The organism is Streptomyces sp. NPDC047022, assembly GCF_040644155.1.
Classification (GTDB): domain Bacteria; phylum Actinomycetota; class Actinomycetes; order Streptomycetales; family Streptomycetaceae; genus Streptomyces.
Genome location: NZ_JBEYVV010000002.1, coordinates 270,193 through 289,937 on the forward strand (window position 1 = coordinate 270,193; position 19,745 = coordinate 289,937).

The window sequence follows — 19,745 nt, forward strand, 5'->3', positions numbered from 1 at the left end:
TGAAGAGAATCTGAGGAGAATCGTGGCCGAGACCACTGCCGAGCAGCCGCTCGAAGAGCTTGACATCGACAGCTACACCACCGAGACCGAGGTTCCGCTCGAGGGTGAGTACACCTCCGAGTCCATGGCCTCGCGTTTCGGTGAGCCCCAGCCGGCCGCCGGCCTGGGCCGCCGCAAGAACGCCATCGCCCGCGTCCGGATCGTTCCGGGCACCGGCAAGTGGAAGATCAACGGTCGCACCCTCGAGGACTACTTCCCGAACAAGGTGCACCAGCAGGAAGTCAACGAGCCCTTCAAGGTGCTCGAGCTCGAGGGCCGCTACGACGTCATCGCCCGCATCGCGGGTGGCGGTGTCTCCGGTCAGGCCGGCGCGCTCCGTCTGGGTGTCGCCCGTGCGCTGAACGAGGCGGACGTCGACAACAACCGCGGCCCGCTGAAGAAGGCCGGCTTCCTGCGCCGCGACGACCGTGCGGTCGAGCGGAAGAAGGCCGGTCTGAAGAAGGCCCGCAAGGCTCCGCAGTACAGCAAGCGCTAATCGCGTCCGCTGGTCGCTCAGGCGTTGTACCGCCTGGACGACGCGCGCATCGCCCCGGCCGCACGCTCAGTGCCGCCGGGGCGGTTCGTTTACTGGGCCGGATGCTTATCACGGGCTTAACCACAGGCTTATGGAGCAATCCCGACACTGTCGGGACGGCCGCGGGGGATATGCCAGAAGACAGGGCCAAGGGGATGTACGGATGCCCCTCGTGTCTGGACACTCGGCATGAGGCCGCACAATCGCAGCAAGTTCGGAGGACACCACAGTGGGACGACTCTTCGGCACGGACGGCGTGCGCGGTGTCGCCAACGCGGATCTGACGGCCGAGATGGCGCTCGGTCTGTCCGTCGCGGCGGCGCACGTGCTCGCTGAAGCGGGCACGTTCGAAGGCCACAAGCCGAAGGCGGTGGTCGGACGGGATCCGCGGGCGTCCGGAGAGTTCCTGGAGGCCGCCGTGGTCGCCGGTCTCGCCAGCGCGGGCGTGGACGTGCTCCGCGTCGGAGTGCTGCCCACCCCGGCCGTCGCGTATCTGACGGGCGCGCTCGGCGCCGACCTGGGTGTGATGCTCTCCGCCAGCCACAACGCCATGCCCGACAACGGCGTCAAGTTCTTCGCCCGCGGTGGCCACAAGCTCGCCGACGAGCTGGAGGACAAGATCGAGGGCGTGTACGAGGAGCACCGCACGGGCGCTCCCTGGAACCGGCCCACCGGGGCCGGGGTCGGCCGCGTGACGGACTACGACGAGGGCTTCGACCAGTACATCGCGCATCTGCTCGGGGTCCTGCCCCACCGGATCGACGGCCTCAAGATCGTCCTCGACGAGGCGCACGGCGCCGCCGCCCGGGTCTCCCCGGAGGCGTTCGCTCGGGCGGGCGCCGAGATCGTCACGATCGGTGCGGAGCCGGACGGGCTCAACATCAACGACGGCTGCGGCTCCACCCACCTGGACAAGCTGAAGGCCGCCGTCATCGAGCACGGCGCCGACCTCGGTATCGCGCACGACGGTGACGCGGACCGCTGCCTCGCCGTGGACCACACCGGCGAGGAGGTGGACGGCGACCAGATCCTCGCCGTGCTCGCGCTGGCGATGCGGGAACGTTCCGTACTGCGCGCCGACACGGTTGTGGCCACGGTCATGTCCAACCTGGGCTTCAAGCTCGCCATGGAGCGCGAAGGCATCGGGTTCGTGCAGACCGCGGTGGGCGACCGGTATGTGCTGGAGGAGATGAAGGAGAAGGGCTACGCGCTCGGCGGCGAGCAGTCCGGGCACGTCATCATCCTCGACCACGCCACCACCGGTGACGGCACGCTGACCGGTCTCCTGCTGGCCGCCCGGGTTGCCGAGAGCGGCCGTACGCTGCGTGACCTCGCGTCCGTGATGGAGCGGCTGCCGCAGGTCCTCGTGAACGTGCCGGACGTCGACAGGTCCCGGGTCTCCACGTCCGCGGACGTGGCCACCGCGGTCACCGAGGCCGAGCGGGAGCTGGGGACCACCGGGCGGGTGCTGCTGCGGCCGTCGGGTACGGAGCCGCTGGTGCGGGTCATGGTGGAGGCGGCCGACATCGACCAGGCGCGGTCGGTGGCGGGGCGGCTCGCTGACGCGGTGAAGTCGGCGCTCGGTTAGGCGTTGCACGCGCGGTTCCCGCGCCCGCTGGGGCGCGGGAACCGCGCGAGCGACCACAACGCATCCGCGGGTGATGACCCGTCATCCCCGTGGTGCGTCAGAGCTTGCGCAGGCTCAGGCGTTGGACCTTGTGGTCCGGGCCCTTGCGGAGGACCAGGGCGGCGCGGCCCCGCGTGGGGGCGATGTTCTCCACGAGGTTCGGCTTGTTGATCGTGCGCCACATCGTGCGGGCGTAGTCGAGGGCCTCGTCCTCGGTGACCTGCGTGTACTTGCGGAAGTACGACGACGGGTCCTGGAAAGCGGTCTGACGGAGCTTCCGGAAGCGGTTGAGGTACCAGGCCTCGATGTCCTCGAGGCGGGCGTCGACGTACACGCTGAAGTCGAAGTAGTCCGCGAGGCCGACACGAGTGCGGCCGTCCTTGCCCGGCAGGGCCGGCTGGAGCACGTTGAGGCCCTCCACGATCAGGATGTCCGGTCGGCGGACCGTCAGCTTCTGGCCGGGGACGATGTCGTAGATGAGGTGCGAGTAGACGGGGGCCGTCACCTCGTCCTTGCCCGCCTTGATGTCGGCGACGAAACGGGTCAGGGCCCGGCGGTCGTACGACTCCGGGAAGCCCTTGCGGGACATCAGCTCCCGGGCCTGGAGTTCCTTGGTGGGCAGCAGGAAGCCGTCCGTGGTGACCAGTTCGACGCGCGGGTGTTCGGGCCAGCGGGACAGCAGGGCCTGGAGCAGGCGGGCCACGGTCGACTTGCCGACTGCCACGGAACCCGCCACCCCTATGACGAACGGGGTCCCGGACTGGGAGCCCTGCTCGCCGAGGAAGGTGTTCAGGGCGCCCCTGAGGCCGTCGGTGGCTCCCACGTACAGGTTGAGCAGCCGGGAGAGCGGCAGATAGATGTCCCGTACCTCGTCGAGGTCGATGACGTCGCCCAGGCCACGCAGCTTCTCGACCTCCTCGGCGGTCAGCGGCTGTGGTGTCTTGTCGCGCAGCGCGCTCCACTCGGCACGGGTGAGGTCGACGTAGGGAGTCGCCTCCGGCCTGGGCCGGTGGGCGCTCCGGGGCATCGAGGAGACCGGAGAGATCACGGTCCATTGTTAACGGAGTTTGAACTGGATGGCGGGGTGGGGTCCGTCACGCTGCTGGTGCGGCGCACTGGTTCCGGCGGCGAGGGTGTTCGTACCACGGTGGGAATTTCCGATTTCGGGCACGCTCCGGGAGGTTCGGGCGCGGGGCGGACCGTAGGCTGCGACACATGTGCGGAATCGTGGGTTATGTGGGGCCGCAGTCGGCGCTCGACGTGGTCGTGGCGGGACTGAAGCGGCTGGAGTACCGGGGTTACGACTCCGCGGGCGTCGCCGTGCTCGCGGACGGGGGACTGGCCGCCGCGAAGAAGGCCGGGAAGCTGGTCAACCTGGAGAAGGAGCTGGTCGACCGGCCGCTGCCGGCCGGCACCACGGGCATCGGGCACACCCGCTGGGCCACGCACGGCGGCCCGACCGACGCCAATGCGCACCCGCACCTGGACAACGCGGGCCGCGTCGCCGTCGTCCACAACGGCATCATCGAGAACTTCGCGCTGCTCCGGGCCGAACTGGAGGAGCGGGGCCACGCGCTCGCCTCCGAGACGGACACCGAGGTCGTGGCGCATCTGCTCGCCGAGGAGTTCTCCGTGACCGGGGACCTCGCCGAGGCGATGCGACTGGTGTGCCGGCGTCTTGAGGGCGCCTTCACGCTGGTCGCGGTGCACGCCGACGAGCCGGACGTGGTCGTGGGCGCGCGCCGCAACTCTCCGCTCGTGGTCGGCGTCGGCGAGGAGGAGACCTTCCTGGCCTCGGACGTGGCGGCGTTCATCGCCCACACGCGGTCGGCGATCGAGCTGGGCCAGGATCAGGTGGTGGAGCTGCGCCGGGACGGGGTGACGGTCACCGGTTTCGACGGACAGCCCGCCGACGTCCGCTCGTTCCACATCGACTGGGACGCCTCGGCCGCCGAGAAGGGCGGCTACGACTACTTCATGCTCAAGGAGATCGCCGAGCAGCCCAAGGCGGTCGCCGACACGCTGCTCGGCCGGATCGACGCGTCCGGCTCGCTGCGCCTGGACGAGCTGCGGATCCCGGCGGCCGAACTGCGCGAGGTCGACAAGATCGTGGTCGTCGCGTGCGGGACGGCCTTCCACGCCGGGATGATCGCCAAGTACGCCATCGAGCACTGGACGCGGATCCCGTGCGAGGTCGAGCTGGCCAGTGAGTTCCGCTACCGGGACCCGATCCTCGACCCGCGCACGCTGGTCATCGCCATCTCCCAGTCCGGCGAGACCATGGACACGCTGATGGCGCTCCGGCACGCCCGCGAGCAGGGCTCCAAGGTGCTGGCCATCTGCAACACCAACGGGTCGACCATCCCCCGTGAGTCGGACGCGGTGCTCTACACGCACGCGGGCCCGGAGGTGGCGGTCGCCTCGACCAAGGCGTTCCTGACGCAACTCGTCGCCTGCTATCTGGTGGCCCTGTATCTGGGCCAGGTGCGCGGCACCAAGTGGGGCGACGAGATCCATGTCGTCATCCGCGACCTGTCGCAGATCTCCCGTGAGGTCGAGCGGGTGCTGGAGACCATGGAGCCGGTGCGCGAGCTCGCGCGTTCCCTCGCCGACAAGGACACCGTGCTCTTCCTGGGACGGCATGTGGGCTACCCGGTGGCCCTGGAGGGCGCCCTCAAGCTCAAGGAGCTGGCGTACATGCACGCCGAGGGCTTCGCGGCGGGCGAGCTGAAGCACGGGCCGATCGCGCTGATCGAGGAGGACCTGCCGGTCGTGGTCGTGGTGCCGTCACCGCGTGGGCGTTCGGTCCTGCACGACAAGATCGTGTCGAACATCCAGGAGATCCGGGCGAGGGGCGCGCGCACGATCGTGATCGCGGAGGAGGGCGACGAGGCGGTGGCGCCGTACGCCGACCATCTGATCCGCATCCCGGCGACACCGACCCTGCTGCAGCCGCTCGTGGCGACGGTCCCGCTCCAGGTCTTCGCCTGCGAGCTGGCGACGGCGCGGGGCAACGAGGTGGACCAGCCGAGGAACCTGGCGAAGTCGGTGACCGTGGAGTGAGCCTTCGGGGCTTCGGCGAAGACGGTGAAGACCCCGGCCGGGAGGGCGAGGCGGCCTCGAACGGTGCCCCGACATGGGCGGACACACCGAACCCCTGGTTGCCGGACGGGTCGTAGAGTGCCCGAATGAGCATCATCGGGGTTGGCATCGACGTGGCCGAGATCGACCGGTTCCGGGCGTCCCTGGACCGCACTCCGGGTTTGGCCGAACGGCTTTTCCTGGAACGGGAGTTGCTGCTGCCCAGCGGGGAGCGGCGCGGCATCGCCTCGCTGGCCGCGCGGTTCGCCGCGAAGGAGGCGTTGGCCAAGGCGCTGGGTGCGCCACCCGGTTTGCGCTGGACCGATGCCGAGGTCTACGTCGAGGACAGCGGGCAGCCGAAGCTGCGCACGACGGGCACGGTCGCGGCCCGCGCCGCCGAACTGGGTGTGCAGTCCTGGCATGTGTCGCTCAGTCATGACGCCGGCGTGGCCTCAGCGGTGGTCGTCGCCGAGGGGTAGCGAGGGGGAGCGCCTGGGGACGCCTCCGTCGGCGTACGGCGTGTGTGGGGGAGACTCGACGGTATGCGTACTGCGTACAGCGTGGAAACGGTGAGGACGGCCGAGGGCGCGCTCATGGCGCGGCTTCCGGAGGGCGCGCTGATGCAGCGCGCCGCCTCCGGACTGGCGGCGGCCTGCGCGGACCTGCTCGGACGGGTGTACGGCAGCCGCGTCGTGCTGCTGGTGGGCAGTGGCGACAACGGCGGCGACGCCCTGTACGCCGGGGCGCGGCTGGCCCGGCGCGGGGCGGGCGTCACGGCGGTGCTTGTGTCGCCCGAGCGGACTCACGAAGGCGGGCTGGCGGCGTTGCGGAGAGCGGGCGGCCGTGCCGTGTCCGCTCAGGAGCCTGCGGAGGAGCTGATCCACCGGGCCGATCTCGTGGTCGACGGGATCGTCGGCATCGGTGGCAAGGGAGGTCTGCGTCCGGAGGCCGCGCGGCTCGCCGAACTCGCCGGCCGTTCGCGGGCGGCCGTCGTCGCCGTCGATCTGCCGAGCGGCGTCGAGGCCGACACCGGCGAGGTACGCGGCGCGGCCGTACGGGCCGATCTGACCGTGACCTTCGGAACGCACAAGCCCGCGCTGCTGATCGATCCGGCACGCGAGTACGCCGGTTCCGTACGGCTCATCGACATCGGGCTGGAACTGCCCGAGGACGCCGGACTGGAGGCGCTTCAGCACGCGGACGTGGCGACGCTGCTGCCGGTGCCGTCGGCCGAGAGCGACAAGTACCGCCGTGGAGTGGTCGGCATCGCCGCCGGATCCGCCCGCTACCCCGGTGCGGCCGTGCTCGCGGTGGCCGGGGCGCTGCGGGGCGGGGCCGGGGCCGTGCGGTATGTGGGGCCCGCCGGGAGTGCGGTGATCTCCCGCTTCCCGGAGACGCTCGTCTCCGACCACGGCCCCTCCAAGGCCGGGCGTGTGCAGGCCTGGGTCGTGGGGCCGGGCGCCGGGGACGACGCGGCGACCGTGGCGGAGGTGCTGGAGGCGGATGTCCCGGTGCTCATCGACGCGGACGGGCTGCGGCTGGCCGACCGGGACGCGGTGCGCGGCCGGGGCGCTCCCACACTGATGACCCCCCACGCGGGAGAGGCCGCCGCGCTGCTCGGAGTGTCGCGCGAGGAGGTCGAGGGGGCCCGGCTGACCGCGGTGCGGGAACTCTCGGCGCGCTACGGGGCGACCGTGCTCCTCAAGGGGTCCACCACGCTGGTGGCGGACCCCGGAGACGGCCCGGTACGCGTGAACGCCACCGGCACACCATGGCTCGCGACCGCTGGGAGCGGGGACGTGCTGTCCGGGCTGTCCGGCTCGCTGCTCGCGGCGGGCCTGCGGGCGCGGGACGCGGGAAGCGTGGCCGCGTATCTGCACGGTCTCGCCGGCCGGTACGCGGCGGACGGCGCCCCGGCAGGCGCACACGACGTGGCCGACGCGATCCCGGAGGCGTGGCGGGACGTACGGGACTGACGGGCCGGGGCGCGCTCCCCGCCGGTCGGCACGGGGTCCGGCTGAGCGTCGCTGCCGTCGGCTCGACGGGTGTCGGCCTGAGGGTCCGGACCCGTACCGGTCCCGGGCCTGCTGACAGTCGGGAGGTCGTGCTCTCCCGGTGGCCGGTGGCTGACGCGAGATCGGCCGGTCCAGTCGTCGCCGGTGCGCGAGCGGCTTGCCGGACCTTCCGGACCTTCCGGACCGGCAGGTCGGCGCCGGTGGCCGGACGGCGCCCGGACGTCCGGCGGCACCCGCGACCGTACCCCCGGACCGGCCCACCGCGAGCGGGCCCCGACAGCAGTCGCGGCCATGTCGAAAGGGCCCCTGGACCCTCTGAGACACTGGGGCGCGATGACAAGTTCTGAGACAGCGACCCTGCGCGCCCGCGCCGAGATCGACCTCGCGGCTCTGCGGGCGAACGTCCGTGCCCTGCGCGCCCTCGCGCCCGGTGCCGCCCTGATGGCCGTGGTGAAGTCGGACGCGTACGGTCACGGGGCGGTGCCCTGCGCCCGCGCCGCGCTGGAGGCGGGCGCCGAGTGGCTCGGTACGGCCACTCCCGAGGAGGCGTTCGCCCTGCGCGCGGCCGGTGTGTCCGGGCGCGTGCTGTGCTGGCTCTGGACCCCCGGTGGCCCCTGGCGCCAGGCGATCGAGGCGGACGTGGACGTGTCCGTCAGCGATATGTGGGCCCTGCGCGAGGTGTGCGAGGCGGCGCGTGCCGCGGGTGCGCCCGCCCGCGTCCACCTCAAGGCCGACACGGGCCTCGGCCGTGGTGGCTGCCAGCCCGCCGACTGGCCGGAACTCGTCGCCGAGTCCCTGCGGGCCCAGGCGGACGGCCTGGTCAGCGTCGTCGGCCTGTGGTCGCACTTCGCCTGCGCCGACGAACCCGGCCATCCCTCCATCCGGTCCCAACTCGACCGCTTTCACGAGATGGTGGCGCACGCCGAGGAACAGGGCGTGCGGCCCGAGGTCCGCCATATCGCCAACTCGCCCGCCACCCTCACGCTGCCCGAGGCCCACTTCGACCTCGTCCGCACGGGCATCGCGCTCTACGGCATCTCACCGAGCCCCGACCTCGGCACCCCCGCCGACCTGGGCCTGCGCCCTGTGATGACGCTGAAGGCCTCGCTCGCCCTGGTGAAGCAGGTTCCCGGCGGCCACGGCGTCAGCTACGGCCACCTCTACAGCACGCCCGGCGCCACGACCCTGGGGCTGGTCCCCGTCGGCTACGCGGACGGCATCCCGCGCCATGCCTCCGGCACCGGACCGGTCCTCGTCGACGGCAAGCTGCGCACTGTCGCCGGACGGATCGCCATGGACCAGTTCGTGGTGGACCTGGGCGGCGACGAGCCCCCGCCCGGCGCGGAGGCGATCCTCTTCGGCCCGGGCGACCGCGGCGAGCCCACCGCGGAGGACTGGGCGCAGGCGGCTGGAACCATCGCTTACGAAATCGTGACCCGGATCGGCACCCGTGTTCCTCGCGTCTACGTGAATGTTGAAGCCGAACACGACGATGTGTAACCCGCACGGGTGAACCTGGGCAGCCTACGGCTGTACGAGCGCAGCCGTCGGCAGGGAGGGAACGGGACGTGAGCGAGAACGGCGCCGAGGCCGTGGAGGCCGTCGCGGACGCGACCGCCTCCGCCGTCGCGAGCTGGCGCATAGCCGGTATCGCCGGAGCCGCCATCGGCGTGGTCGCGGCGGGCGCCGCCGCCGGGGTAGCGATAGAGAGGATGACGGTCGGCCGCGGTATGCGCCGCAAGGCCCGGCTCGCCCTCGACTCGACGGGCCCCTACGGCTCCCTGCGCGGCACGCCGGGCAAGGCGTACGCGGACGACGGCACCGAGCTCTACTACGAGGTCGACGACGTCGAGCCGGAGGGCGGCCCCGCGCCGCGCCGACGCCGGCTCTTCGGGCGCAAGGCCCCCACCCCCGTCACCGTCGTCTTCAGCCACGGTTACTGCCTCAACCAGGACTCCTGGCACTTCCAGCGGGCCGCGCTGCGCGGAGTCGTGAGGACCGTGTACTGGGACCAGCGCAGCCATGGCCGCTCCGGGCGCGGATTCGCCCAGGCCGAGGGCACCCCCGTCTCCATCGACCAGCTCGGGCGCGATCTCAAGGCCGTCGTGGACGCGGCCGTACCCGAGGGCCCCGTCGTGCTCGTGGGCCACTCCATGGGCGGTATGACGGTCATGGCCCTCGCCGACCAGTACCCCGAACTGATACGCGACCGGGTCGTCGGCGTCGCCCTCGTCGGTACGTCCTCCGGGCGGCTGGGCGAGGTCAACTTCGGACTGCCCGCGGCGGGCGTCAATGCCGTACGGCGCGTCCTGCCCGGTGTGCTGAGGGCGCTCGGGCAGCAGACGGAACTGGTGGAGCGTGGCCGCAGGGCCACCGCCGATCTGTTCGCGGGGATCATCAAGCGGTACTCGTTCGGCTCCCGGGACGTCGACCCGGCCGTGGCCCGGTTCGCCGAGCGGATGATCGAGGGCACGCCCATCGACGTGGTCGCCGAGTTCTTTCCCGCGTTCGCCGACCACGACAAGACACAGGCGCTGGCCCGCTTCACGGACCTCCCCGTGCTCGTGCTCGCGGGCACCCGGGACCTGGTGACACCCAGCGAGCACAGCGAGGCCATCGCCGATCTGCTCCCGGACGCGGAGCTGGTGCTCGTGCCGGACGCGGGGCACCTCGTGATGCTGGAGCACCCCGAGGTCGTCACGGACCGCCTTGCCGACCTCCTGATGCGCTCAGGGGCGGTCCCGGCAGGGTCTACCGTTGGGGGCTATGGAAGCAGCAGCACCGCACAGCCCGGCTGAGGCGCCCGCGCCGGGCGTCACCACCGAGTTCACCGTCACCTCCCCCGAACAGATGCGGGAGCTGGGCCGCCGTGTGGCCAAGCTGCTGCGCGCCGGGGACCTCGTGATGCTGAGGGGCGAGCTGGGCGCGGGCAAGACCACGCTGACCCGCGGGCTCGGCGAGGGACTCGGAGTGCGGGGCGCGGTCACCTCCCCGACGTTCGTGATCGCTCGTGTGCACCCGTCCCTCGGGGGCGGCCCGCCGCTGGTCCACGTGGACGCGTACCGCCTGGCAGGCGGCCTCGACGAGATGGAGGACCTGGACCTCGACGTCTCGCTGCCGGAGTCCGTGATCGTCGTGGAGTGGGGCGAGAACAAGGTCGAGGGCCTCACGGACGACCGGCTCCACGTGGTCATCCACCGGGCCGTCGGCGACACGACGGACGAGGTGCGGCACATCACGGTCGCCGGGCTCGGGGAGCGCTGGGCCGCGGTGGATCTGGGCGTACTGTCGGCCTGAGCCCGGTCCGAGACCGCCCGAGCCCGCCTGAGGACGCGGGGTGGTCCCCGGCGCGGCATTCCGACAACTCGTCGGCAAGGTGTTGCGCCGCAAGTGCCTGGCATGGTCACATGGAGACGAGTTCGTAGTTAGGTCTACCTAACTACGCCGCCCCCGCCGCACCAGGAGGCGTCCATGCCGGTTCCGGAACGAGACGAGACGCCGCCGCGCGCGGGGACCGGGGCGGCGGCCGGGCTGTCGATGCGTGACCTGCTGGCGTCGTGCGCCGCGGCGAAGGCGGTCTCGACCCCGCCGAGGGACCCCGCCCCCCGGACTCAGGCCCCGGGGACCGCGCACGCTCCCGACGAGCACCGAAGGGCCGCGTAGACGGTTCCCCGCCGGCGACCGCTTCGCGACTACTTCACGACGACCTTCTGGCCGGTCGTCGCGAACTCCCACAGGGCCGTGCCGTCCGCGCGGGACTCACGGACACCGCCCAGCTTCTTCGACGCGTCGGGCTTGGCCGTCGAACCGTCGGACGCCGCGCTGAAGCCGATCACCACGCCCCCGTGGGACGCGAACCGCACGATGTGCTCGACCCGCGTACCGTCCGAGCCGGTCCCGGCCGCCGCACGGGACGTCACCTTGTAGGCGCCGGGCAGCGGGTCCACCGTGCCCGGCGTGACCTTGAAGGTGCGCTGGACCTTGTTGTCCGCGCCGACCAGCCATACCCGGTCGTCAGCGAGGGAGTACACGACACGCTCCCCGGTGCCGGAGCCGCCCGGCAGGGCCACCGGCGCCTGCTTGCCCGTCGGCTGCTTCGAGGCATGGGGCGCGGACGAGCCCTTCACCCGGGGCTTGCTCAGCGAGTCCGGCACATGCGCCGACGCCTGGTAGGCGAGGAAACCGACGACGGCGATCGCCGACACGGTGAGCCCGGCCACGAATCCCGAGCTTCCCCTAGCCACCTGTGCCCACCTCTCGCCGTAAGTCTTCGCTGTGACGGTAGCAGCAGACGTGGGACGGACCGCGTCGGCAGTGGGCCGGGCCCGGGCGCCGTACGCTGTTTGCGTGCTCTTGCTCGCTCTGGATACCGCCACGCCCGCCGTCACCGTCGCCCTGCACGACGGGACGTCCGTCATCGCCTCGTCGAGCCAGGTGGACGCGCGCCGGCACGGGGAACTCCTGCTGCCCGCCGTCGACCGGGTCCTCGCCGAGGCGGGCACGCGTCTCGACGCCGTCACCGGCATCGTCGTCGGGGTCGGACCCGGCCCGTACACCGGGCTCCGCGTCGGCCTGATGACCGCCGACACCTTCGGGCTCGCGCTCGGTGTGCCCGTGCACGGAGTGTGCACCCTGGACGGCCTCGCCTACGCCTCCGACCTCGGTGTGCCGTTCGTGGTCGCCACCGACGCGCGCCGCAAGGAGGTCTACTGGGCCCGCTACGACGACTCCCGCACCCGGGTCACCGAGCCCGCCGTGGACCGCCCGGCCGACATCGTGGAGGCGGTCGCGGGCCTGCCCGCCGTCGGGGCCGGGGCGCTGCTGTACCCGGACGCGTTCCCGCAGGCACGCGAGCCCGAGCACGTCACCGCGGCGGCGCTGGCGTCGCTCGCGGTGGAGAGGCTCACGGCGGGCGAGGAACTGCCCGCTCCCCGTCCGCTGTATCTGCGCCGCCCCGACGCGCAGGTGCCCAAGAACTACAAGGTGGTCACCCCGAAGTGACCACGCCCGTGACGCCCGTGACCCCCGTGCTGCGCGAGATGCGCTGGTGGGACATCGATGCCGTACTGGAGCTTGAGAAGGACCTCTTCCCCGAGGACGCCTGGTCGCGGGGCATGTTCTGGTCCGAGCTGGCGCACTCCCGGGGAGCGGAGGCGACCCGGCGCTATGTCGTGGCGCTCGAGGGCGAGCGGATCGTCGGCTACGCCGGCCTGGCCGCCCAGGGCGACCTGGGCGACATCCAGACCATCGCGGTCGTCCGTCACCACTGGGGCACGGGGCTCGGCAGGCTGCTGCTGACCGAACTGCTGCGGGCCGCGACCGCGTTCGAGTGCGCCGAAGTGATGCTCGAGTGCCGGGTGGACAACGTGCGGGCGCAGAAGCTCTACGAGCGCTTCGGCTTCGAGCCCATCGGCTTCAGGCGGGGCTACTACCAGCCGGGGAACGTGGACGCCCTGGTGATGCGGCTGACCACAGCGCCCGACGGCGGCTTCGCCGCGGGCACCTCCTCAGTACAAGGAACCGAGAACAATGGCTGACGAACCCCTGGTCCTGGGGATCGAGACCTCCTGCGACGAGACCGGCGTCGGCGTCGTCCGCGGCACCACCCTCCTCGCGGACGCCGTCGCCTCCAGCGTCGACGAGCACGCGCGTTTCGGCGGAGTGGTGCCCGAGGTCGCCTCCCGCGCGCACCTCGAGGCGATGGTGCCGACGATCGAGCGCGCGCTGAAGGAAGCGGGGGTGAGCGCGAGAGACCTGGACGGCATCGCGGTCACCGCCGGGCCCGGACTCGCGGGTGCCCTGCTGGTCGGCGTCTCGGCGGCGAAGGCGTACGCGTACGCGCTGGGCAAGCCGCTGTACGGCGTCAACCACCTCGCGTCCCACATCTGCGTGGACCAGCTCGAACACGGCCCGCTGCCGGAGCCGACGATGGCGCTGCTGGTGAGCGGCGGCCACTCCTCGCTGCTGCTGTCCACGGACATCACCTCGGACGTACGGCCGATGGGAGCGACCATCGACGACGCGGCGGGCGAGGCCTTCGACAAGATCGCACGCGTGCTGAACCTCGGCTTCCCGGGCGGGCCGGTCATCGACCGCTACGCGAGGGAGGGCGACCATCAGGCGATCGCGTTCCCGCGCGGTCTGACCGGCCCGCGCGACCCCGCGTACGACTTCTCCTTCTCCGGCCTCAAGACGGCCGTGGCCCGCTGGATCGAGGCCAAGCGGGCGGCGGGGGAGGAGGTGCCGGTGCGCGATGTGGCGGCCTCCTTCCAGGAGGCGGTGGTGGACGTACTGACCCGCAAGGCCGTACGGGCCTGCAAGGACCAGGGTGTCGACCATCTGATGATCGGCGGCGGCGTGGCGGCCAACTCCCGGCTGCGCACGCTGGCGCAGGAGCGATGCGAGGCGGCCGGGATCCGGCTCAGGGTGCCCCGGCCCAAGCTGTGCACCGACAACGGCGCGATGGTGGCCTCGCTGGGCTCGGAGATGATCGCCCGGGGCCGGTCCGCGTCGGACTGGGACCTGTCGGCGGATTCGTCGCTGCCGGTGACGGACACCCATGTGCCGGGCGAGGCCCACTCCCACGACCATGTCCACGAGACCAGCAACGAGAACCTGTACTCGTGACCGTCGCGCTGATGTGGGAGGCGCGGGCGGTCTCCGGACGGGCCGGGGACCTGCTGTCCTGGGCGCGGACACAGCGGCTGGCGCCCGCACCCCTGCGCCGCGAGACCTTCCGGGCACCACAGGACCGCGTCCTCGTGATCACCTGGTGGGACGCGGACCTCACCGACGACCTGCCCGAACTCCCGGAGCCGGCGCAGGACCTGGTGACCCGCGCGGTACACCGCTGGCGCTTCGAGTCGGTCGCCGACGACGTGAACTGAGACTCCCGTGCGGACCGCCGGAAAAAAATCTTCGAAGAAATCCGGAAGGTGTGTCGATCCGGCCGTCCCGCGTTCGACGCACAGGTGAGAGGCGGGGACGGACCCCGCCCGCGGGACCCGACACCGTACGGGTGCCGCACCGGCCGAAGGAGTCACCATGCCGCGCTACCTGTCACTCGTGCGGATCGACGAGAAGACCGCCCCCGCCGAGGGCCCGAGCCCGGAGCTGATGCAGCGGATGGGGGAGCTGATCGAGGAGATCACCAAGGCGGGCGTCATGCTCGACACCGCCGGGCTCACCCCCTCCGCCCAGGGCGCCCGGGTGCGCTGGGCGGGCGGCGAGCTCTCCGTCACCGACGGGCCCTTCACGGAGTCCAAGGAGGTCATCGGCGGCTACGCGCTCATGCAGTGCAAGGACATGGCCGAGGCCATCGAGTGGACCAAGCGCTTCCTCAAGGTGCACGAGGACTTCTGGACGGTGACCTGCGAGGTGCGGGAGATCGCCGAGGGCTGAGCGTTCTCCGGTCCTCCTTGGCGTACGGCGGCCGGGGGTGTTGCATGGGGGTTTGTGGAACCGCAGCCCGCCACCGCGTCCCCGGCGGCCGACGCCGCCACCGCGCACGCCATCGAGACCGTCTTCCGCCTGGAGTCACCGCGTGTCATCGCCGGCGTCGCCCGCGTCGTCCGGGACGTCGGAATCGCCGAGGAACTCGCGCAGGACGCGCTGGTCGCGGCGCTGGAGCAGTGGCCGCGCGACGGAGTGCCGGACAACCCCGGTGCCTGGCTCATGGCCACCGCGCGGCACCGCGCCGTCGATCTGGTGCGCCGCCGGGAGCGGTACGCCCGCAAGCTCGCGGAGATCGGCCGCGACCAGGAGACCACCGCCCCGCCGCCGGAGCCCGCCGACCCGGACGACATCGACGACGACCTGCTGCGCCTCGTCTTCACCGCCTGCCACCCGGTCCTGTCCGCCGAGGCCCGCACCGCGCTGACCCTGCGCCTGCTCGGTGGCCTGACGACGGCCGAGATCGCCCGGGCCTTCCTCGTGCCGGAGCCGACGGTCGCCCAGCGGATCGTGCGTGCCAAACGCACCCTGACGGCGAAGAAGGTCGCCTTCGAGGTGCCCTACGGTCCCGACCGCGAGGCGCGCCTCGGCTCGGTGCTTGACGTGGTCTACCTGATCTTCAACGAGGGGTACGCCGCCACGACGGGCGACGACTGGCTGCGCCCCGGACTGTGCGAGGACGCACTGCGGCTGGCCCGCCGGCTGTCCGCCCTGATGCCCAAGGAGCCGGAGGTGCACGCGCTGACCTCGCTCCTGGAGTTCCAGGCGTCGCGCACCGCGGCCCGCACCACCCCCGACGGCCGCCCGGTCCTCCTGGAGCACCAGGACCGCCGCCGCTGGAACCGCCTGCTCATCGCCCGGGGCATCAACGCCCTCGCCCGCGCCGACTCGGTCGCCACCGGTCCCCCCGGCCCTTACGTCCTGCAGGCCGCGATCGCCGCCTGCCACGCGCACGCGTACACCTACGAGGAGACGGACTGGCCACGCATCGCCACCCTGTACGGCCTGCTGGCCGCGCGCGCACCTTCGCCCGTGGTCGAACTGAACCGCGCGGTGGCCGTCTCGATGGCGGTGGGTCCGGGCCCGGCCCTGGAGATCGTGGACCGCTTGGCCGAGGAACCCGCCCTGCGCGGCTACCACTTGCTCCCGAGCGTCCGCGGCGACCTACTGGCCCGCCTGGGCCGCACGACCGAGGCCCACAAGGAATTCGAACGCGCGGCAACCCTGACCCACAACGAACAGGAACGCCATCTACTCCAGACCCGCGCGAAGTCCCACGACGCCCGAGAGGGGCGCGGGGAACCGCGCAAAACCCACGACGCACCGTGAGGTGACAACGTGCCGGTGGCCCCCGACAGGGGCGCGGGGAACCGCGCAAAACCCACGACGCACCCGCACCCGCACCCACCCCACCCCAGAACGCCCCCGAGCCGCAGGCCCCCTCAGACAGGCCGTCCCAAAAGCATCACCGGCGCCCCCGCCACCCGAGTGAGAAACACGGTCACCACCCCCACCCCGTACGCCTTCGGCAGCACCTTGCGCCGCAGTTCCTCCGGCTCCACCGCCGACCCACGCTTCTTCACGGTCAACACCCCCACCTCCCGCTCCCGAAGCAACGCCTTCAACCGCTTCACGTTGAACGGCAGCGAGTCGGTGATCTCGTACGCGGTGGCGTACGGACTACCCCGGTGTTCGTCCGCCGTCACGTAAGCGATCGTCTCGTCGATCAGACCCCCGCCCAGCTCCTCGGCCACCTCCGCCACCAGATGCGCGCGGATCACGGCGCCATCAGGCTCGTACAGGTACCGCCCCAGCGGCCGCACCGGCGGATCGGGCAGCCCGCGCCCGCGCAGCGCACGCGGCCCGGGCAGCAGAGTGGCCCGTACGAGCCCCGGTTCCGTGCCGAACCACAGCACCGCCTCCTTCACATCCCCGCCGTCCGAGATCCACTCGGCCTCCGCCCCGGCCGGCACCGCCTCGTGGGGAATGCCAGGCGCGACCTTCAGCGCGGCGTGCGGGGCCTTGGACGCGGTGGCCACGGCCCAGGACAGCGGGGGCGAGTACGCCTCCGGGTCGAAGATACGGCCGCGCCCACCCCGTCGCGCCGGGTCCACGAAGACGGCGTCGTACGAGGACACGTCCACCTCCGTGACGTCGGCCTCACGCACCTCGATCAGTTCCGAGAGGCCCAGAACGTCGGCGTTCGCCCGGGCCACCGCCACCGTGAGCGGGTCGCGGTCCACGGCCAGGACGCGGATACCGGCCCGCGCGAGCGCTATCGCGTCTCCGCCGATGCCACAGCACAGGTCGGCGACCGAGGCCACGCCCAGCGCCCGCAGCCGCTCCGCGCGGTACGCGGCGACCGTGGTCCTGGTGGACTGCTCCACGCCGTTCGGGGTGAAGTACATGCGCCACGCGTCCACGGCGCCGAACTTCGCCGCGGCCCGCTCCCGCAGCCGCGCCTGCGCGAGGGCCGCCGAGACCAGTTCCGCGGGGTGCTCACGGCGCAGCCGGGTCGCGACGGCCAGTTCCTGTGCCGGAGCGGTGCCGCGCACCTGGTCGAGCAGGGCCTGGCCCTCGGGGGTGAGCAGGGAGGCGAAGGAGACGTCGTTCACCCGGACATTGTCGGCCAGTCGGTGGATGACGTGCGCCCGGACGCGGTGTCGGCCCGTGCGGGCCGGTGGCGGCTGGAAAGATCCGGCGCCATGCGGCTCGTACGACAAAATGACCAAGAGTACGCGAATCACCCCGCCGGGCGCGTCCGGCCGACGGCCGCCACCCGCGCGACCCTCGTCCTCCTCGCCGTCACCGCTCTCGCCACCGCCTGCTCCGACCCGGAAACGCCCGCGCACAACGCGCATGGCCCGAAGGTGCCGGTTGCGCCGGTGCGCGACTACTACGCCACCCACCCGGGCGCCCTGTACGCCCGGCGCGCCGCCGCCATCAAGCTCTGGGGCGTCGCGAAGGTACCGCTGGTGGCTCCCCCGCCCCCGGCGAAGAAGCCGCCGATCACCTCCAGGAAGGGCTTCGCGGTCCAGGGCGGCGGCAACCTGCCCCCGGTCTTCACCACCGTCCCCACCACCGACAAGGTCGTCTTCCTCACCGTCGACGACGGCGTGGCGAAGGACCCGGACTTCGTGAGGATGATGAACGACCTGAAGATCCCGTACACGGCGTTCGTCAGCGACTACCTCAACGACGACGACGGGGACGGCTACGGGTACTTCCGCAGGATGCGCGATCTCGGCGCCACACTGGACAACGCCACCCTGCACGACCGCTACCTGCCCGAGCTGCCGTACGACGCGCAGCGGGAGGAGATCTGCGGCATGCAGGACGTGATGGCACGGGAGTTCGGTCAGCGCCCCACGGTCCTCCGCCCGCCCGACGGCACCTACGACAAGGACACCCTGCGCGCCGCCAAGTCCTGCGGAATCAAGTACGTGCCGGTCTGGAACGCGGAGGTCTTCGCCAACCGCTGGGAGTTCCGCGAGTGGGACGGCCGACTGCACCCCGGTGACATCGTCCAGACCCATTTCCCGGGCACACAGGAGGCGCGGGACACGATGCCCGGCGTGATCCGCCGTTTCCTGGAGAAGGTCACGGGCGCGGGATACGCGGTGGCACGTCTGGAGGACTACCTGTGACGGCGCGGCGGCCGCGCGCGGCGCTCGCCGGGGTCCTCGCCGCCGTGCTGCTGTCCGGCTGCGCCCAGTCCGTGGACCCCATCGAACGGCTGGGCAAGAAGGCGGCGCAGAAGGTCGTACGGCGGCACGGGCGGCCGCCGGACCGCACCTACCGCCGCTGGGGCCTCAACGCCCCGCTCGCCCCCGCCCCGCGGCCCTCCCGCCCCCCGGACGACGAAGCGGGCCCACCGGGAGCGGGACTGCCGAAGGTGCTCGACCGCGTTCCCACCCGGGACAAGGTCGTCTTCCTGACCTACGACGAGGGCGTCGAGAGGAGTCCCCAGTTCGTCGACATGGTCCGCGAACTGCGGCTCCCGGTGAGTGTGTTCCTCAGCGACCAGGCCACCGGACCAGGGGACGCGCGGCTCGCGCGGCTGCGCGCGGCAGGCGCGGTCATCCAGAACCGCACCCTCGGCCACACGTCCCTGCGCGGCCGTCCGTACGGCGAACAACGGGCCGGGATCTGCGGCCAGCAGGACCGTCTGGGGCCCCTGCTCGGGTCGCCTCCCCGGCTGCTGCGCCCGCCGTACGGCGCTTACGACCGAACCACGCTCCGGGCGGCGGGGGACTGCGGCATCAAGGCCCTGATCCTGTGGCGCCCGCAACGGGACACCGACCCGGAGCCCTACGGCAGGTATCTGCCCCTCCCCCTCCGTCCCGGTGACATCGTCCGCCCCCACGAGGCGGGCCGCCCGCTCACGGCCCTCACCGCGGAAACGGCCTTCATGCTGCGCCGTGTCCAGGCGTCGGGCCTCAGAGTGGCCCGCCTGGAGGACTACCTGTAGCGCCGCCCGCGGCGCCGCGCCACGGGGCAACTGGCACTCCGCTTGACCGAGTGCTAATCGCGGTCATAGTCTCGGCCCTGGCACTCCCCACTGGAGAGTGCCAATACGCGACGGGCAGGTCCGGCACCCGCGACGACGGATCCACCTGGTCGCCACCTCAGACAGTTAACCCCGTGAGATCTCCGAAGGGGGAGGTCGGATCGTGACGACCACCAGCTCCAAGGTTGCCATCAAGCCGCTCGAGGACCGCATCGTGGTCCAGCCGCTGGACGCCGAGCAGACCACGGCCTCTGGCCTGGTCATCCCGGACACCGCGAAGGAGAAGCCCCAGGAGGGCGTCGTCCTCGCCGTGGGCCCGGGCCGTGTCGAGGACGGCAAGCGCGTCGAGCTCGACGTCAAGGTCGGCGACGTGGTGCTCTACAGCAAGTACGGCGGCACCGAGGTGAAGTACAACAACGAGGAGTACCTCGTCCTCTCGGCTCGCGACGTGCTCGCGATCATCGAGAAGTAATTCACCGAAGCAGA

At 71.9% G+C, this 19,745-nt stretch carries 21 protein-coding genes; 18 read left to right on the forward strand and 3 right to left on the reverse strand.

Annotated features, from left to right (window positions below; genetic code table 11):
• Positions 1-22: 22 nt before the first annotated feature.
• Together rpsI and glmM are read left to right on the forward strand one after the other, a co-directional pair.
• Positions 23-535, forward strand: coding sequence for a 30S ribosomal protein S9 (rpsI, locus tag ABZ845_RS04715; protein WP_360972911.1), 513 nt, complete (start codon positions 23-25; stop codon positions 533-535).
• 268 nt (positions 536-803) lie between these two features.
• The gene (glmM, locus tag ABZ845_RS04720) at positions 804-2,162 is read left to right on the forward strand and encodes a phosphoglucosamine mutase (RefSeq protein WP_360972913.1); all 1,359 of its coding nucleotides are present in this window, start codon (positions 804-806) and stop codon (positions 2,160-2,162) included.
• 97 nt (positions 2,163-2,259) lie between these two features.
• On the opposite strand, the gene coaA is transcribed toward glmM, so the two are convergent.
• On the reverse strand, positions 2,260-3,228 hold the full coding sequence (coaA, locus tag ABZ845_RS04725) for a type I pantothenate kinase (protein WP_360973081.1): 969 nt from the start codon (positions 3,226-3,228) through the stop codon (positions 2,260-2,262).
• 188 nt (positions 3,229-3,416) lie between these two features.
• Between coaA and glmS the strand changes: the two genes are divergently transcribed.
• From glmS to ABZ845_RS04760, 7 genes are all read left to right on the forward strand, one after another.
• Positions 3,417-5,264, forward strand: a complete 1,848-nt coding sequence (gene glmS / locus ABZ845_RS04730) for a glutamine--fructose-6-phosphate transaminase (isomerizing) (protein WP_360972915.1) — start codon at positions 3,417-3,419, stop codon at positions 5,262-5,264.
• Positions 5,265-5,389: 125 nt separating this feature from the next.
• Positions 5,390-5,761: a holo-ACP synthase gene (locus tag ABZ845_RS04735; protein WP_360972917.1), complete on the forward strand. Its 372-nt coding sequence runs from the start codon at positions 5,390-5,392 to the stop codon at positions 5,759-5,761.
• A 63-nt stretch (positions 5,762-5,824) separates the two neighbouring features.
• Positions 5,825-7,258: an NAD(P)H-hydrate dehydratase gene (locus tag ABZ845_RS04740; protein WP_360972919.1), complete on the forward strand. Its 1,434-nt coding sequence runs from the start codon at positions 5,825-5,827 to the stop codon at positions 7,256-7,258.
• 372 nt (positions 7,259-7,630) lie between these two features.
• Positions 7,631-8,797 carry an alanine racemase gene (gene alr / locus ABZ845_RS04745; RefSeq protein WP_360972921.1) on the forward strand — a complete coding sequence of 389 codons (1,167 nt, stop codon included), beginning with the start codon at positions 7,631-7,633 and terminating at the stop codon, positions 8,795-8,797.
• A gap of 68 nt (positions 8,798-8,865) precedes the next feature.
• Positions 8,866-10,095, forward strand: coding sequence for an alpha/beta hydrolase (locus tag ABZ845_RS04750; protein WP_360972923.1), 1,230 nt, complete (start codon positions 8,866-8,868; stop codon positions 10,093-10,095).
• Positions 10,064-10,594, forward strand: a complete 531-nt coding sequence (gene tsaE, locus ABZ845_RS04755) for a tRNA (adenosine(37)-N6)-threonylcarbamoyltransferase complex ATPase subunit type 1 TsaE (protein ID WP_360972925.1) — start codon at positions 10,064-10,066, stop codon at positions 10,592-10,594. Before ABZ845_RS04750 ends, tsaE begins: the two co-directional genes overlap by 32 nt.
• A gap of 174 nt (positions 10,595-10,768) precedes the next feature.
• Positions 10,769-10,960: a hypothetical protein gene (locus ABZ845_RS04760; protein WP_360972927.1), complete on the forward strand. Its 192-nt coding sequence runs from the start codon at positions 10,769-10,771 to the stop codon at positions 10,958-10,960.
• Between the two features lie 29 nt (positions 10,961-10,989).
• Here the strand turns inward: ABZ845_RS04760 and ABZ845_RS04765 are convergent, their stop codons facing one another.
• The gene (locus tag ABZ845_RS04765; RefSeq protein ID WP_360972929.1) at positions 10,990-11,541 is read right to left on the reverse strand and encodes a hypothetical protein; all 552 of its coding nucleotides are present in this window, start codon (positions 11,539-11,541) and stop codon (positions 10,990-10,992) included.
• Between the two features lie 103 nt (positions 11,542-11,644).
• On the opposite strand from ABZ845_RS04765, the gene tsaB reads away from it, so the two are divergent.
• The 6 genes from tsaB to ABZ845_RS04795 all read left to right on the forward strand — a co-directional run bounded on the left by tsaB (position 11,645) and on the right by ABZ845_RS04795 (position 16,078).
• Complete coding sequence (tsaB, locus tag ABZ845_RS04770; protein WP_360972931.1) at positions 11,645-12,298, forward strand: tRNA (adenosine(37)-N6)-threonylcarbamoyltransferase complex dimerization subunit type 1 TsaB; 654 nt, start codon at positions 11,645-11,647, stop codon at positions 12,296-12,298.
• A gap of 38 nt (positions 12,299-12,336) precedes the next feature.
• Positions 12,337-12,834 (forward strand): ribosomal protein S18-alanine N-acetyltransferase, encoded by a 498-nt coding sequence (gene rimI / locus ABZ845_RS04775; protein ID WP_360973083.1) that lies wholly within the window; start codon positions 12,337-12,339, stop codon positions 12,832-12,834.
• Positions 12,827-13,924 (forward strand): tRNA (adenosine(37)-N6)-threonylcarbamoyltransferase complex transferase subunit TsaD, encoded by a 1,098-nt coding sequence (gene tsaD / locus ABZ845_RS04780; protein WP_360972933.1) that lies wholly within the window; start codon positions 12,827-12,829, stop codon positions 13,922-13,924. The genes rimI and tsaD overlap by 8 nt, the downstream gene beginning before the upstream one ends.
• Entirely contained in the window at positions 13,921-14,184 is a 264-nt protein-coding gene (locus tag ABZ845_RS04785) for a hypothetical protein (RefSeq protein WP_360972935.1), read from the forward strand. The genes tsaD and ABZ845_RS04785 overlap by 4 nt, the downstream gene beginning before the upstream one ends.
• Positions 14,185-14,341: 157 nt before the next feature.
• Complete coding sequence (locus tag ABZ845_RS04790) at positions 14,342-14,698, forward strand: YciI family protein (protein ID WP_360972937.1); 357 nt, start codon at positions 14,342-14,344, stop codon at positions 14,696-14,698.
• Positions 14,699-14,752: 54 nt separating this feature from the next.
• Positions 14,753-16,078, forward strand: a complete 1,326-nt coding sequence (locus tag ABZ845_RS04795) for an RNA polymerase sigma factor (protein WP_360972939.1) — start codon at positions 14,753-14,755, stop codon at positions 16,076-16,078.
• 113 nt (positions 16,079-16,191) lie between these two features.
• Here the strand turns inward: ABZ845_RS04795 and ABZ845_RS04800 are convergent, their stop codons facing one another.
• The gene (locus ABZ845_RS04800) at positions 16,192-17,364 is read right to left on the reverse strand and encodes a class I SAM-dependent methyltransferase (RefSeq protein WP_360972941.1); all 1,173 of its coding nucleotides are present in this window, start codon (positions 17,362-17,364) and stop codon (positions 16,192-16,194) included.
• A 90-nt stretch (positions 17,365-17,454) separates the two neighbouring features.
• On the opposite strand from ABZ845_RS04800, the gene ABZ845_RS04805 reads away from it, so the two are divergent.
• The 3 genes from ABZ845_RS04805 (at position 17,455) to groES (ending at position 19,731) form a co-directional block, all read left to right on the forward strand.
• On the forward strand, positions 17,455-18,396 hold the full coding sequence (locus ABZ845_RS04805; RefSeq protein WP_360972943.1) for a polysaccharide deacetylase family protein: 942 nt from the start codon (positions 17,455-17,457) through the stop codon (positions 18,394-18,396).
• A complete protein-coding gene (locus tag ABZ845_RS04810) occupies positions 18,393-19,220 on the forward strand; it encodes a polysaccharide deacetylase family protein (RefSeq protein ID WP_360972945.1) in 828 nt (275 codons plus the stop codon). The genes ABZ845_RS04805 and ABZ845_RS04810 overlap by 4 nt, the downstream gene beginning before the upstream one ends.
• Positions 19,221-19,422: 202 nt before the next feature.
• Positions 19,423-19,731 carry a co-chaperone GroES gene (gene groES / locus ABZ845_RS04815; RefSeq protein ID WP_360972947.1) on the forward strand — a complete coding sequence of 103 codons (309 nt, stop codon included), beginning with the start codon at positions 19,423-19,425 and terminating at the stop codon, positions 19,729-19,731.
• Positions 19,732-19,745 lie beyond the last annotated feature (14 nt).